Source organism: Paenibacillus sp. FSL R7-0179 (assembly GCF_038002265.1).
In the GTDB taxonomy this organism is placed as follows: Bacteria; Bacillota; Bacilli; order Paenibacillales; family Paenibacillaceae; genus Paenibacillus_AQ.
On sequence record NZ_JBBOCC010000002.1, the window covers coordinates 3,380,637 to 3,394,014 of the forward strand.

A 13,378-nucleotide genomic window follows, 5' to 3' on the forward strand; every position below is an offset into this window, starting at 1 on the left:
GCTAAATTTCCTTCGGGCCTTTTTGAACGCTGCGGATAAAAATCACTCCGGTATTGCAGGAGATTTCTATCGTGCGCCCATAATTGCCGCCCGTATCCTCCGCGATAAGCGGAATATGAAGGCTCTCAAGAGCAAGCTTGCAGGATTCCACATTCCGAGGCCCGATCCTCATGGTGTCACTCCCTCCGGCAAAAGCAAACATCTGCGAGCCTCCGGCCATCTTGGCCACAATCCGGCTTCTAACCGCTCCCAGCCCCAGCAGGCGGGCCAAAAGCTCAGGTACAGCAGTATCTGCGAACTTGGCGATATTCAGCTGTCCCTCCCGGGCAATCTCTGACGAAGGCAGCATGACATGAGCCATCCCCGCCAGCTTTTTACCAGGATCAAACAGAGTTAGACCTACGCAGGAGCCAAGACCGGTCGTACGGATAAGGCTGTCCTGGCTGCCTACGTTCAAATCCGCCATCCCTACTTTAATGATGCTCTGCTCTTCAATCATTGTCGAACGGTACTCCTAAAGCCTTGAATATTTTGGGGAACGATTCCGGATCGGGAATGAGGAAGAATTGTCCTTCAATTTCATTTTGGCCTTCTAAAAAAGTCGTATCGATCAGCAGCGCATCATCACCCATCTGACCGAACTGCAGCAGCCCGTAGCCAAGAATGGCTCCGGCCATATCCATCGCAAGCGCCGGCACTGTCGGATACATGCTCAAGGAGGTGAAGTCCGCCAGGGAAGAGAGATAAGAGCCGGCCAGAATATTGCCGATCTCGCTTAGTGCGGATAATTCCATTTCACTCAGCTCATCGCCGCCGGAGACTTCAATGCCGGCAATCCGGCTAAGCAGGTTGCTTGCCGCTTCCGGGGTAAGAATGAAGAACAGGTTCCCCGGGGCTTCACCTTCCACACGCAGGAATACCGCGTATACCAGCTCCTCCGCTCCGCCCACCTTATCGGTGATTTCCTCGAAGCTGAGCAGCTGTACCTTAGGGACGGCCATGTCAATCGGCTTATTGAGCAGTTGGGATAAGGCGGTGGCTGCGTTGCCGGCCCCGATATTCCCTACTTCCTTAAGCACATCCATTTTGAAGTCTTTGAAATTCTTGAATAGCTCCATAGGCTAGCCCTCCAGGCTTTCCAGCTGCACGATTTCACTCTTGTTCAGCACTTCAGACAGGTTGAGCATAATCAGCAGACGGTCATCCCCGATTTTGGCGACCCCGTCCAGATACTTCGCCTTGATGCCGCCAACAACATCCGGCGGTACATCGATAATGTCACGGTTCAAGTCGATGACATCGTTGGCTGAATCGACAATGAAGCCCACTTCCATCTCATTCACATTGACGATAATGATCCGGGTCTGGTCCGTGTGTTCCGCTTCCTCAATGCCGAAGCGTCCGCGCAGATCAATAACCGGAATCACGACGCCGCGCAGATTGATCACACCTTTGATGAAGGAATAGGTCTTCGGTACGCGGGTAATCGGCATCATACGTTCAATCGTCTGGACCTTCTCTACTTCAATGCCGTATTCTTCAGTGCCAAGCTTGAATACAATTACTTTGATATCTTCAGCCATGGAATGAGCCTCCCTGTTCTAACCTGATTATTTGATAAAAGCATTCGGATCGATAATAAGCGCTACCTGTCCGTCTCCAAGAATCGTGGCTCCGGAAATTCCCTGCACCTCAGGCAGATACTTGCCGAGGTTCTTGATTACGATTTCGTTCTGGCCAATGAAGTCCTGCACAGCCAGGGCAACCAGCCGTTCTCCTTTGCGGACAACCACGATCTCTGTCTCCTCTTCCGTGCTTTCATCATAGTCCGGAACGGAGAAGATCTTGCTCAGGGAGACCAGCGGAATATGGCTGCCCCGGAACTCCAGCATCCGGTTGCCGTGAATGGTGCGGATCTGGGCTTGCTTCACAATTCCTGTCTCTACGATGGAAGAGAGCGGAATGGCATATTTCTCAGAACCAAGCCGGACCAGCATCGCTGCAATGATTGACAGGGTCAGCGGAAGCTGAACAGAGAAATTCGTACCTTTGCCAGGTGTTGAATAGATGGTGACGTTACCGCCCAGCGAAGAGATTTTGGCTTTGACCACATCCAGACCTACGCCACGGCCTGATACGTCGGAGATTACCTCAGCTGTACTGAAGCCCGGCGCGAAGAGCAGCTGGTATGCTTCATCATCAGACATTGTATTAGCCTGCTCCTGGGTAATCGCACCCTTTTTGACGGCAGAGGCCAGTACATTCTTCGGATAGATACCTTTGCCATCCTCTTCAATCTCAATGAAGACATGATTGCCGCTATGGAAGGCCCGCAGCTGCACAGTGCCTGTCTCCGGCTTCCCGGCAGCAACCCGGTCCGCGATGGATTCAATCCCGTGGTCTACTGCATTGCGCAGCAGATGCACCAGCGGATCGCCAATCTCATCAATCACCGTACGGTCAAGCTCCGTATCGGCTCCGGTGATGATTAAATCCACCTTCTTGTCCAGCGATTTCGCCAGATCACGGATCATCCGCGGGAAACGGTTAAATACGGTATCCACCGGAACCATGCGGAGCTTCATGACTATATTTTGCAAATCTCCGCTCACCCGGCCCATATGCTCGACCGTTTCGGTAAGATCGCCGTTCTGCACCTCTGAGGCCAGCTGCTCCAGCCGGACACGGTCAATCAGCAGCTCGCTAAACAGATTCATCAGCACATCCAGCCGCTCAATATCAACACGGATGGTCCGGGAAGGCGACGGTGCTCCTCCAGCCCGGGCCGGGGCAGCTTTGCCGTTCTCTTCCTTGGGATGCAGAGAAGCCGCAGGGGAAGCATTACCCGCAGCTGCCGGAGCAGCCTCCTGCACCGGAGCAGGGGCAGGCGCTTCGGCTGTAGCTGCTGCAGTGTCTTGTCCCATCTGGCGAAGTGACTCCTGATCAAGCGCCACAGCGGTGACCGCTTCAATCTCCGACAGATTCAGAATCATCTTCTGAATTTCACTTGCATCCTTTTGGGTTATGTAGTAGAGGGAGAATCCGTAATCGAATTTCTCCTGCTCTATGTCCTGAACCGAAGGGAAGGATTTCACGACTTCTCCTGAACGCTCCAGAAGGTCGAAGACCATGTAGGCACGTACGGCTTTGAGCTGACAGTCCTTCCGGATCGCCACATCTACATAGAGCACCTGATGGCCTTCCTGAAGGGATTGCTCCAGCACAGAGTACTGGAATTCATCCAGGAACACCTGGGCTGCGCTGGCATTGCCGGATGCAGCAGCAGTGACTTCAGCAGAGGCATTGCCGGCAGAGGGAACCTCTCCGCGTACGATGGCCTGCAGTGATGAGACAATGGCTGTTACATCGGCCTTGCCCGCTCCACCGCCGGTAATATCCTCCACCATGGATTCCAGAGCGTCAATACTTTTGAACAGGGTATCAAAAATGAAGTCTTGCATCCGCAGTTTGTTATTGCGCACCAGATCGAGCACATTCTCCATTTGGTGCGTAAGCGAAGCCAAATCTTCAAAACCCATTGTAGCCGCCATACCTTTCAAGGTATGGGCGGAGCGGAAAATCACCTGAACAATACTCAGATCCTCCGGATTCGCTTCCAGCCCCATCATGCTCTCGTTCAAAGACTGCAGATGATCATTTGACTCATCAATAAACATGGATAAGTATTGGTTCATGTCCATGAGCGGGTACCTCCCCTTCGAGTTCGCTATTCCATTATTTAACGGCTTGTACCAGCCTTGGCGCAATTTCTTGCAAAGGCAGGATGTGTCTTACACACTTTAACTCTACTGCAGACCTCGGCATTCCGTAAACCACACAGGTTTCTTCACTCTCTGCAAAGGTAGATGTCACCCCCGAATCATAGAGTGCTTTCATCATCCGGGCTCCGTCGCTGCCCATCCCCGTCATAATGACGGCATGACGTTCCAGCGAGGTAAGCTGCAATACCGATTCAAACAGTGTATCTACAGAAGGACGATGTCCATTGCGGACCTCTTCCTTAGTAAGCTCTATCATGTATTGGCCGCCAGGCGCAGGTACCACTGTGAGGTGATAGCCGCCGGGGGCAATATACGCCGCACCCTGCCGGAGAACCATACCCTGTTCCGCTTCAGCGACTTCCAGTGCGCTAAAGGTATTCAGGCGCTGGGCCAGCGATTTGGTGAAGTTAGGCGGCATATGCTGGACAATGACAATCGGTGCCGGGAAGTCGCCGGGGATGTTCTCCAGGAACGCCTTCAGCGCTCTCGGACCTCCGGTTGAGCAGCCTACAGCTACCAGCTTGCGCACGCCCCTGCTTCCGCTTGCCTGGCCTCCTGCTGCAGGAGGTTCCGCGAATGAGCCGGCAGCCATTTCAGCAGCCGCCCGTTGTCCAGCCCATCCGGCACCCTGCGCCTCCTGGGGACGGCCTTTGAGCCTGTCGGGAGCCGGTTTGGGCGCTGCCGGCGCAGGCTTGACCACCCGCTTCGCAGTGGGCGGCTCAGTGCGGGCTTCCGGCTTGCGTTTGTCAGCCGGCGGTTCAAGCGGTGCCCTGACCCTCGGCTTCTCCGTGCCCTGAAGCGGCGCTTTATCCGCTTCCTTCTTGGACGGCTCCAGCTTCCGTCTCACCGGCTCCACAACAGCCCGTGGAGCAGACGATTCAGCAGCGGGAGGAGGAGGCTCAGGCAACTTGACGGAGGAGGCGCGGGCTTCGCGCCGCTCGCGCGCCATCATCGCCTCCTTCATCTGCTCCCGGAGGGATTCTCCGACAGCGATGATATCCTGGGAGTTTGAAATGGACGGCTTTCGGATGAAATCGAAAGCCCCCCACTCCAAGGCCAGAATCGTCTCCTTCATCCCCTCTTCATTGATGCCGGACAGCATAATTACCGGGAGCGGATGCTGGGCCATGATACTTTTGAGCGCCTCCAGGCCATTCATCTCAGGCATCTCCACATCCATGGTTACGAGATCCGGACGAAGCTCGTTAACCTTCTCAATCGCCTCGCGTCCGTTGGCAGCTGTCGCTGTGACTTGAAAGTCGGCATCATTCTCTATTAAATCGGAAATGATCTTGCGCATGAATGCAGAATCATCAACAACCAGAACTTTATATGGCCTCATAGCTTTTCCACCTCTGTCCCTTAAATTCAGAACAATTATCTGTTTCGTTTCAACCACTTGCTGATGAATCCCTTGATGCCTTGTACTTTAGCGGTTTCTACTGAATCCGCAGCCAGATAGCTCTGCGCAAGCCTCTGCACATCCCTGGCTGCAATACTGTTCGGAAAAGCCACTGAGAATGGAATTTGTTTCTTAACAGCCTGTACTACATGCGGATCACTGCTGATGTAACCGAGGAAGGGAAGCTCAAGCTGCAGGAAGCGGCTGGCTGCCATCCGGATTTTGTCACTGGTGGCCCGCGCCTCCCGTTCATCCCCTGCCTGATTGACAATCAGCCTGAATGAGACCTCCGGATGCGTATTATGAACAACCTTCATCAGTGCATACGCATCTGTAATTGCGGTAGGCTCTGGCGTGGTCACCACCAGGCAGTCGTCGGCAGAAGTGATGAATTTCATCGTTTCCTTGGACAGCCCCGCCCCTGTGTCAAACAGGATAAAATCCATGGTATCGGCAATGCTTGCAATCTGTGTGGTAAAGTAGTTCAGATCCGCCTCAGAGAGTGTGAACAGCTCGTCCATCCCGGAGCCCCCTGCAATGAAGGGTAAGGCTTGCGGTCCGAGTTGAATAATCTGTCCGATCTCCGCCTCCCGCTTGAGCAGGTGGTACAGATTGTATCTGGAGGAGACTCCCATCAGGACATCAATATTGGCCATGCCGATATCGGCATCGAACAGAAGCACTCTCCGTCCCATGGCCTTCAGCGCAAGCGCGAAGTTAAGGGTGAAATTCGACTTCCCGACTCCCCCCTTCCCGCTGCATACCGTGATGATCCGGGCGGAGGCACCGCTTCCGGGAGCCTGCCTTGTATCCTGGCTGGAAACCAGCCGTCTTAATGCCTGCGCCTGGTCCATCACCCGCCCCCTGTTCCCAGCAGCATGCCGCCAATCTGCTCCCCGGTGGCCATCAGAAGATCATCCGGAACATTTTGTCCGTTGGTAATATAAGAGAGCTTCAGCGGATAATCATTCAAGACATTGAACAGCGGGCCAAAGCTGCCCGTTTCATCCAGCTTCGTGAATACTACCTTGTCCAGCTGATATCTGCCGAAGTGCTCTGCAATCTTTTTCATATCACGGCTCTTCGAGGTCAGGCTCAGCACCAGCAGTGTCTCGCTCTTAAGCTCCTTGGCGAGCAGACTCTGCAGTTCAGCCACCAGGATTTCATTGCGGTAATTCCGTCCGGCAGTATCCATTAACACCAGATCACAGCTCTCCAGCCGGAACATCGCCCGCTGCAGATCGCCCGGTGATTGCACAACCTCCAGCGGCATGTTGAGAATGGAGGCGTAGGTTCTAAGCTGTTCAACGGCCGATATCCGGTAAGTATCCGAGGTAATCAGCCCAACCTTGCGGCCTTGCTTGAACAATTGCTCCGCTGCCAGCTTGGCGATCGTTGTTGTCTTGCCGACCCCAGTCGGCCCCGCAATATAAACAATCCGCGTATCCGGGGCAATACCGCCGGCAATGCGTCCCGCCAGAAAGCCGTCAATCTGCTCTCTGAGCACAGCCTCAAATTGCTCCGGCCCCCAGCTGCTTCCTTCCTCACGGTAACGCTCCAGAACATATCCGATCCATTCCTCTACGAGAACAGCGTCAGTCTCCTGGTCAATCAGGCGGCTGCGTAAGGATTCCAGCGCATCCGGCAGCTCGGCAGCCCCTGAGGAATAACGTGCGATACGTTCCATCCATTGCTTCATATCCCGGATTTCCCGCAGGACATCACTCTCAGTGGCTGCGGCACTCTCAGGTTCAGGCTGTTCTGCCGCAAGCGGATCATAGATGGCTGCAAGCTTCCTCCGGCTCTCCTCCGGCTGTGTTACAGACGGCTGGCCTGCTGTAATATCCTCAGTGCGGATATCCGGCGGCTCAGTCTTGGCTAAAGGCGGCATCACCGCTACACCTCCGCCCTGCTCCAGCGGATCAGCCAGCGCTGCGGCAATCTCGGCAAACGACTTGGCTGCTGCCGCCTCCCTTACCGTCACAGGCGGCGGGAGAGGAGGGGCAGCTGCTGAAGCAGCCTTCTGATAGGCCTCCGGCACTGCATTTCGCGGTATGTTCAGCGGCGGTGCAGGAATCTTCTCCTGCGCAGCCGCCTTTGCACCGTTCTCCACTGCAGCTACAACCTCGATCTTCTTTTTCGTGAACATGCCCATGAATCCGCCAACCTTTATTTCTTTGGTGCTTAAAATAACGGCATCGCTTCCAAGCTCGCTGCGGATCGAATGCATGGCGTCAGGCATCGTATCGACCACATAACGCTTCACTCTCATAAGTTCACCACCCCGACGCTTTGAATTTCAATGTTTGGCTCCAGCTCGCTGTAGGACAGCACAGGGATATCCTGCATGGTCCGCTCAATCACCTGGCGCAGATACATGCGAATCGTTGGAGAGGTCAGTACAATCGGCTGCTGGCCGGATTGCAGAAGACGGTTGATCTGCTCCGTAAGCCGCTGATAGACGGTTTGGGTAGATACCGGATCAAGCGCCAAGTAGCTGCCCTGCTCGGTCTGCTGCACGCTCTCGGAAATCTTTTTCTCCAGCCCGGGACCTACTGTAATAACACGCAGGGTCTCCCCCGTCTGAGAGAACTGCTGGGTAATCTGTCTGGAGAGGGATTGCCGCACATATTCAGTCAGAATATCCGGGTCCTTGGTATACGTGCCGTAATCGGCAAGCGTCTCGAAGATGGTGACGAGGTCGCGGATCGATATTTTCTCCCGCAGCAGCTTGCCCAGTACCTTCTGAACATCCCCGACAGCAAGAATGGAGGGAATCAGTTCATCCACCAGCACAGGGTAATTCTCCCTCAGATTGTCGACCAGCTGCTTCGTCTCCTGACGGCCCAGCAATTCGTGTCCATGCCGTTTGATCAGCTCGGTCAGATGCGTGGCTACTACGGAAGGCGGATCTACCACGGTATAACCGGATAACTCAGCCCGCTCCTTCACCGACTCATCGATCCATAGGGCAGGCAGCCCGAAGGATGGTTCAATAGTCTCAATCCCGCTAATCGACTCGTCATCATAACCGGGGCTCATGGCGAGATAGTGATTAAGTAATAATTCACCGCCGCCAACGTTATTTCCTTTAATTTTGATGACATATTCATTCGGTTTTAGTTGAATATTGTCGCGAATGCGAATAACAGGTACAACAAGACCCATCTCCAGTGCACATTGCCGTCGAATCATGATGATACGGTCAAGCAGATCGCCGCCCTGCCCCGTATCCGCCAAAGGAATCAGACCATAACCAAATTCGAATTCGATCGGGTCCACCGTAAGCAGATTGATAACACTTTCGGGACTTCGTACCTCTTCGATCTGCTTCTCCTCGACCAGTTGTTCATCGGCAATCTGCTGCCTGCTGGCCTTCTGTCCCATACTGTAAGCCGCATATGCCATCAGCCCCGCCAAAGGAAGCGTGGACATGACGGTAATCGGGGTAAAGAACCCCAAAAACGCAATGGTCGCAGCCACTATGTATAGAAGCTTCGGATAGGACAGCAATTGTCCCGTCAGATCCTCGGCCAGATTGCCCTCCGAAGCCGCACGGGTAACGATCAGACCCGAAGCCGTGGAGATCAGCAAGGCCGGAATCTGGCTGACCAGACCGTCACCGATGGTCAGCACAGAGTAGGTTGAGAGTGCTGTCTGGAACGACATCCCGTGAACGGTCATACCGATGATGAAGCCGCCGATCAGGTTGATAATGAGGATGATGATACTGGCAATGGCGTCCCCTTTGACGAACTTACTCGCACCATCCATGGCTCCGAAGAAATCCGCTTCGCGTTCGACATTACGGCGGCGTTCCCGTGCCTGCTGCTCATTGATCATCCCTGCATTCAAATCCGCATCAATACTCATCTGCTTACCGGGCATTGCATCCAGTGTGAAGCGGGCGCCTACCTCGGCCACACGCTCCGAACCCTTGGTGATAACAATGAACTGAACCACAACCAGGATCAGGAAGACAATGAACCCGATAGCGATCTGTCCCCTGGCAATCCAGCTTCCGAAGGTCGCTACGACCTCCCCGGCATGGCCATCAGCCAGAATCAGCTTGGTGGTTGACAGGTTCAGCGCTAAGCGGAACAGCGTTGTGATCAGGAGCAGTGAAGGAAATATTGAGAACTGCAGCGGATCTCTGGTATTCATAGCGACCAATATAATGGTCAGGGCTATCGAGATATTGATAATTAACAGTACATCCAAAAGCCAGACAGGGATGGGCAGAATCATCATAAGCACGATACCGATAATGCCCAGTAGAACTGTTAGATCTTTAGCTTTCAATGTCCTTAACCTCCCCCGGCTTATCTCCTCTTGCCTTTAAGCTTATATACATAGGCCAGCACTTCGGCAACTGCCTGGAACAGATCGGCCGGCACTACATCACCGATCTCCGCTCTCTGGAACAATGCCCGTGCCAGCGGCTTATTCTCCATCGTTACAACACCATGCTCCTTGGCCAGTTCCCTGATGCGGAGTGCCACATAATCCTGGCCCTTGGCTATAATCTGAGGAGCCTCCATTGTGGAACCGTCATACTTCAAGGCAACTGCAAAGTGGGTCGGGTTCGTGATGATTACATCGGCCTTGGGGACCTCCTGCATCATCCGTTGCATCGCCATTCTGCGCTGACGTTCCCTGATCTTGCCTTTGATGATGGGGTCGCCCTCCATCTTTTTGTACTCATCCTTAATGTCCTGCTTAGACATTTTCAGACTCTTTTCATGCTCGTATTTCTGATAGATATAGTCCAGTACAGCCATTATAAAAAGAGCCGCTGCAATCTTGATGCCCAGGCTCATGGTCAGCTTCGCAACGAAGGCATATGCCCCTTCCGCATCGACATGCGAGAGGCGTGCAAAGCTCTCCTTCTCTCCCCAAAGCGTACTGTAAACCAGATAGGCAATCAGGATGAGCTTGAAGATAGATTTGAGGAACTCTACTACGGAACGCATGGAAAAAATATTTTTGAAGCCTTTGATGGGGTTGATCTTGCTGAACTTCGGCGTAATTCCTTCGCCTGAAGCCATGAAGCCTACCTGGGCGAAGTTAGCCACGAGCGCCAGCAGGAAGGTGATGCCCAGCAGCGGAGCGAGCAGAATGAGGATCTGCAGCCCGTACTGGTTAAAGAGCGTAGAGATATTCTCCGGTGTTACCTCAAGCATCATCCGGTTCTGGAATACATCTGTGTAGAGCTTGATAAACCGTTCTTTCATGAAGCCGCCGAAGACGCTCAGTGACAGCAGCGCCGAGAAGAGGACCACTGCACCTGACATTTCAGCACTTTTTGCAACCTGCCCCTTCTTGCGGGCATCCTGCCGTTTCTTCGGAGTAGCTTTCTCTGTCTTATCTCCCCCAAAGAGCTGTAGATCCAGTTTGTATCTTGCCTGTTTTGCCAAGACAATCTCTCCTTACCGTAGCCTAAGGACTCTTCCCAATGAGGCCAAGCAGATTGTGCATGGACTCGAACATAATCTCGAAGAGATTCTGGAACAGCGCAGCCATCCCCGGCATCAGTATAAGAAGCAGCGCCAGACCGATAATGATTTTGAGCGGAACACCGATGACAAACACATTATATTGCGGAGCCGTTCTCGCCAGGAAGGCCAGGCCTACATCCGTCAGGAACAGTGCAGCGACCAGCGGTGCCGACATTTGAAAGGCCAGCATAAAGGATTGAGCAAAGGTGCGGATCAGAAACTCAGATAAGCTTCCGCCAATCATTTTGAGGAACAGATCATTATCTATCGGCACCCATTTATAGCTATATACGATAGCATCCAGCAGGTAGTGGTGGCCATTCATGCTCAGGAACAGCAGCAGTGCAATCATATACTTGAAGTTACCGATAATCGGCGCCGAAGCCCCGGTCATCGGGTCAATGACGTTCGCAATCCCGAACCCGATCTGAATATCGATAAAAGAGCCCGCAGTCTGAATCGTCATAAACATCAGGTAGGCGATAAACCCAAGCAGCAGCCCGATTAAAGCCTCCCTGATAATCAGGAGGATAAACCCCAGATCCTGCGGAACTGTAATATTCATGCTGCCTGAGCTGAAGATGACCATCGATACAAAAAAAGACAAACCAATTTTGAACGTTGTCGGCACGCTCTGCGACGAAAAGACAGGAACGACAACAAAAAAGGCGGTAATTCGACAAAAAATCAACAAAAAGACAGGAAAACTTTGCATTAGGGTCTCTATATTCATAGACTCAACCGATATACATATAGAGACTGCCCAGAATTTGGCTGGTGAAGTCCACCAGCTTCGTTATAATCCACGGACCGAACAGCAGTAGAGCAAGCAGTACGGCAACGATTTTGGGAACAAACGCCAGGGTCTGCTCCTGAATCTGGGTTGTGGCTTGAAAAATACTGACGATCAGTCCTACCACCAGACCAAGAATCAGCATGGGGGCGCTGGTCTCCAGCACTAAATATACGGCTTGGCCGGCCAGGCCGATAATAAACTCCGCATTCATCCCATGTACCTCCTCTTACAAGTCAGGTGTTAAAACTCAGCAGCAGTGATTTGACTACTAGGTACCAGCCGTCCACCAGCACAAAGAGCATAATTTTGAAAGGCAAAGATATCATTACCGGCGGCAGCATCATCATCCCCATGGCCATCAGGGTGCTGGACACCACAATATCAATAATAAGAAAAGGAATAAAAATCATAAAGCCCATGGTAAATGCCTTTTTCATCTCGCCGATTGCAAAAGCAGGTACCATTACTGTTAAAGGAATATCATTATAGCTGGCTGGCTTCACTGTAGCGTTATTGCCGGTATAGTTCATGAACAGCAGCAGGTCCTTCGTATTCGTTTGCTTGAACATAAACTCCTTAATCGGCTCCTGCGCTTTGTTCAGTGCTTCGCTCTGGGTCAGAGTGCCCTTCATATAGGGCTGTAAGGCCGTCTCGTTCACCGTTGCCAGCGTGGGCGACATAATGAACAGGGTTAAGAATAAAGCCAGTCCTACAAGCACCTGGTTCGGAGGCATCTGCTGTGTACCCAGTGAGGTTCTCACGAACCCCAGTACGATTACAATCCGCGTGAAGCTGGTCATCAGCACCAGGAATGAAGGAGCAATGCTAAGCACCGTTACCAGCAGCAGGATGGAGATGGAGCTCGTCCCCCCGCTTGAAGCATCGTTGTCCCCTACCGAGATATTGATATTAGGAATCGGGTCAGCATGAACCGGATGCAGGAGCAGCACGCTGAAAATACCCAGCAATAGAAAAGAAAGAATCAGCTTTTTTTTCATAAATCCTCCGACTCTTTCCTGAGATCCTCATCCCTGCGCAGTTCCTCCAGCTTCTCCTTGCGCTCTGGCGCCAGGGCAAGCTTGGATTGCAGCGTCTCATAGAAAGACGAAGTCTCATGAATCTCGATTTCCTGGGACGGCACCTCACCGCGCAGCTTGGCCTTGATTTTGGCGATAAGCGGTGCAATGAAGTTGTCCGTTCCTGAGGCCTGGTCTTCAAAAGAGGATATAATCAGCGCCACCTCTGCCGGATCGGTGATCTTATCCATCATGGTGATGTCCTCGCCCACTCCGATCAGATAGAGGCTGCCGCCTAGCTCAATGACCTGAACCGACTTATTCGGACCCAGCCCCAGCGCACCCAGCGTACGGATGGAACGGCCGCTCATCAGAGTCTGATTGCGGCGTCCCAGAAAACGGATCAGCAGCACGATAAGAATAACAATGACTGCCAGAACAAAAACAACCTTCAATAAATTCAGCAGGGCATTACTACTGTCTCCGAGCGTTCCGGAAGCAAATAACATACCTCGTTCCTATATACCCAGCGTTTTGTTGATGGCTTCAATGACACGGTCTGCCTGGAAAGGCTTCACAATAAAGTCCTTGGCACCGGCCTGGATTGCATCAATAACCATAGCCTGCTGACCCATGGCTGAACACATAATGACTTTGGCATTGGCATCTACTTTTTTGATTTCTTTAAGGGCGGCGATTCCGTCCATTTCAGGCATGGTGATATCCATCGTGATCAGATCCGGACGCAGTTCCTTAAATTTCTCTATAGCCTGTGAACCGTCCTGGGCCTCACCCACTACCTCAAATCCGTTCTTCGACAAAATGTCCCGGATCATCATTCTCATAAATGCTGCATCGTCCACGATTAGAATTCGGTTAGCCAT

The 13,378-nt window shown here is 52.6% G+C and carries 14 protein-coding genes; all 14 read right to left on the reverse strand.

Annotated features, from left to right (window positions below; genetic code table 11):
* Window position 1: 1 nt before the first annotated feature.
* The 14 genes from MKX63_RS31080 to MKX63_RS31145 are packed head-to-tail and all read right to left on the reverse strand — an operon-like array spanning window position 2 to window position 13,378.
* Window positions 2-499 (reverse strand): chemotaxis protein CheD, encoded by a 498-nt coding sequence (locus MKX63_RS31080; RefSeq protein WP_036724701.1) that lies wholly within the window; start codon window positions 497-499, stop codon window positions 2-4.
* On the reverse strand, window positions 492-1,118 hold the full coding sequence (locus MKX63_RS31085) for a chemotaxis protein CheC (RefSeq protein WP_341022661.1): 627 nt from the start codon (window positions 1,116-1,118) through the stop codon (window positions 492-494). Before MKX63_RS31085 ends, MKX63_RS31080 begins: the two co-directional genes overlap by 8 nt.
* A 3-nt stretch (window positions 1,119-1,121) precedes the next feature.
* Window positions 1,122-1,583 (reverse strand): chemotaxis protein CheW, encoded by a 462-nt coding sequence (locus MKX63_RS31090; protein WP_036692546.1) that lies wholly within the window; start codon window positions 1,581-1,583, stop codon window positions 1,122-1,124.
* Between the two features lie 27 nt (window positions 1,584-1,610).
* Window positions 1,611-3,701 carry a chemotaxis protein CheA gene (locus MKX63_RS31095; protein WP_341022663.1) on the reverse strand — a complete coding sequence of 697 codons (2,091 nt, stop codon included), beginning with the start codon at window positions 3,699-3,701 and terminating at the stop codon, window positions 1,611-1,613.
* A 34-nt stretch (window positions 3,702-3,735) separates the two neighbouring features.
* Window positions 3,736-5,124: a protein-glutamate methylesterase/protein-glutamine glutaminase gene (locus tag MKX63_RS31100; RefSeq protein WP_341022664.1), complete on the reverse strand. Its 1,389-nt coding sequence runs from the start codon at window positions 5,122-5,124 to the stop codon at window positions 3,736-3,738.
* A gap of 35 nt (window positions 5,125-5,159) precedes the next feature.
* Window positions 5,160-6,041, reverse strand: a complete 882-nt coding sequence (locus MKX63_RS31105; protein ID WP_341022667.1) for a MinD/ParA family protein — start codon at window positions 6,039-6,041, stop codon at window positions 5,160-5,162.
* A complete protein-coding gene (gene flhF / locus MKX63_RS31110; protein WP_341022668.1) occupies window positions 6,038-7,456 on the reverse strand; it encodes a flagellar biosynthesis protein FlhF in 1,419 nt (472 codons plus the stop codon). Before flhF ends, MKX63_RS31105 begins: the two co-directional genes overlap by 4 nt.
* Window positions 7,453-9,486 carry a flagellar biosynthesis protein FlhA gene (gene flhA / locus MKX63_RS31115; protein ID WP_341022670.1) on the reverse strand — a complete coding sequence of 678 codons (2,034 nt, stop codon included), beginning with the start codon at window positions 9,484-9,486 and terminating at the stop codon, window positions 7,453-7,455. The genes flhF and flhA overlap by 4 nt, the downstream gene beginning before the upstream one ends.
* Before the next feature lie 20 nt (window positions 9,487-9,506).
* On the reverse strand, window positions 9,507-10,601 hold the full coding sequence (gene flhB, locus MKX63_RS31120; RefSeq protein WP_341022672.1) for a flagellar biosynthesis protein FlhB: 1,095 nt from the start codon (window positions 10,599-10,601) through the stop codon (window positions 9,507-9,509).
* A gap of 22 nt (window positions 10,602-10,623) precedes the next feature.
* Window positions 10,624-11,415: a flagellar biosynthetic protein FliR gene (gene fliR / locus MKX63_RS31125; RefSeq protein ID WP_341022675.1), complete on the reverse strand. Its 792-nt coding sequence runs from the start codon at window positions 11,413-11,415 to the stop codon at window positions 10,624-10,626.
* Between the two features lie 4 nt (window positions 11,416-11,419).
* On the reverse strand, window positions 11,420-11,689 hold the full coding sequence (gene fliQ, locus MKX63_RS31130) for a flagellar biosynthesis protein FliQ (RefSeq protein WP_036692523.1): 270 nt from the start codon (window positions 11,687-11,689) through the stop codon (window positions 11,420-11,422).
* Window positions 11,690-11,711: 22 nt separating this feature from the next.
* A complete protein-coding gene (fliP, locus tag MKX63_RS31135) occupies window positions 11,712-12,476 on the reverse strand; it encodes a flagellar type III secretion system pore protein FliP (RefSeq protein ID WP_341022677.1) in 765 nt (254 codons plus the stop codon).
* On the reverse strand, window positions 12,473-13,003 hold the full coding sequence (locus MKX63_RS31140) for a flagellar biosynthetic protein FliO (RefSeq protein WP_341022679.1): 531 nt from the start codon (window positions 13,001-13,003) through the stop codon (window positions 12,473-12,475). The genes fliP and MKX63_RS31140 overlap by 4 nt, the downstream gene beginning before the upstream one ends.
* A gap of 9 nt (window positions 13,004-13,012) precedes the next feature.
* A complete protein-coding gene (locus MKX63_RS31145; protein WP_036692515.1) occupies window positions 13,013-13,378 on the reverse strand; it encodes a response regulator in 366 nt (121 codons plus the stop codon).

What these genes read in the sequence shown, in the direction of transcription:
- MKX63_RS31090 (WP_036692546.1), bottom strand. Translation starts at nt 1,583, where the DNA reads ATGGCTGAAGATATCAAAGTAATTGTATTCAAGCTTGGCACTGAAGAA.
- MKX63_RS31100 (WP_341022664.1), bottom strand. Translation starts at nt 5,124, where the DNA reads ATGAGGCCATATAAAGTTCTGGTTGTTGATGATTCTGCATTCATGCGC.
- fliP (WP_341022677.1), bottom strand. Translation starts at nt 12,476, where the DNA reads ATGAAAAAAAAGCTGATTCTTTCTTTTCTATTGCTGGGTATTTTCAGC.
- fliR (WP_341022675.1), bottom strand. Translation starts at nt 11,415, where the DNA reads ATGAATATAGAGACCCTAATGCAAAGTTTTCCTGTCTTTTTGTTGATT.
- MKX63_RS31095 (WP_341022663.1), bottom strand. Translation starts at nt 3,701, where the DNA reads ATGGACATGAACCAATACTTATCCATGTTTATTGATGAGTCAAATGAT.
- fliQ (WP_036692523.1), bottom strand. Translation starts at nt 11,689, where the DNA reads ATGAATGCGGAGTTTATTATCGGCCTGGCCGGCCAAGCCGTATATTTA.
- flhF (WP_341022668.1), bottom strand. Translation starts at nt 7,456, where the DNA reads ATGAGAGTGAAGCGTTATGTGGTCGATACGATGCCTGACGCCATGCAT.
- MKX63_RS31145 (WP_036692515.1), bottom strand. Translation starts at nt 13,378, where the DNA reads ATGGCTAACCGAATTCTAATCGTGGACGATGCAGCATTTATGAGAATG.
- MKX63_RS31080 (WP_036724701.1), bottom strand. Translation starts at nt 499, where the DNA reads ATGATTGAAGAGCAGAGCATCATTAAAGTAGGGATGGCGGATTTGAAC.
- MKX63_RS31085 (WP_341022661.1), bottom strand. Translation starts at nt 1,118, where the DNA reads ATGGAGCTATTCAAGAATTTCAAAGACTTCAAAATGGATGTGCTTAAG.
- MKX63_RS31140 (WP_341022679.1), bottom strand. Translation starts at nt 13,003, where the DNA reads ATGTTATTTGCTTCCGGAACGCTCGGAGACAGTAGTAATGCCCTGCTG.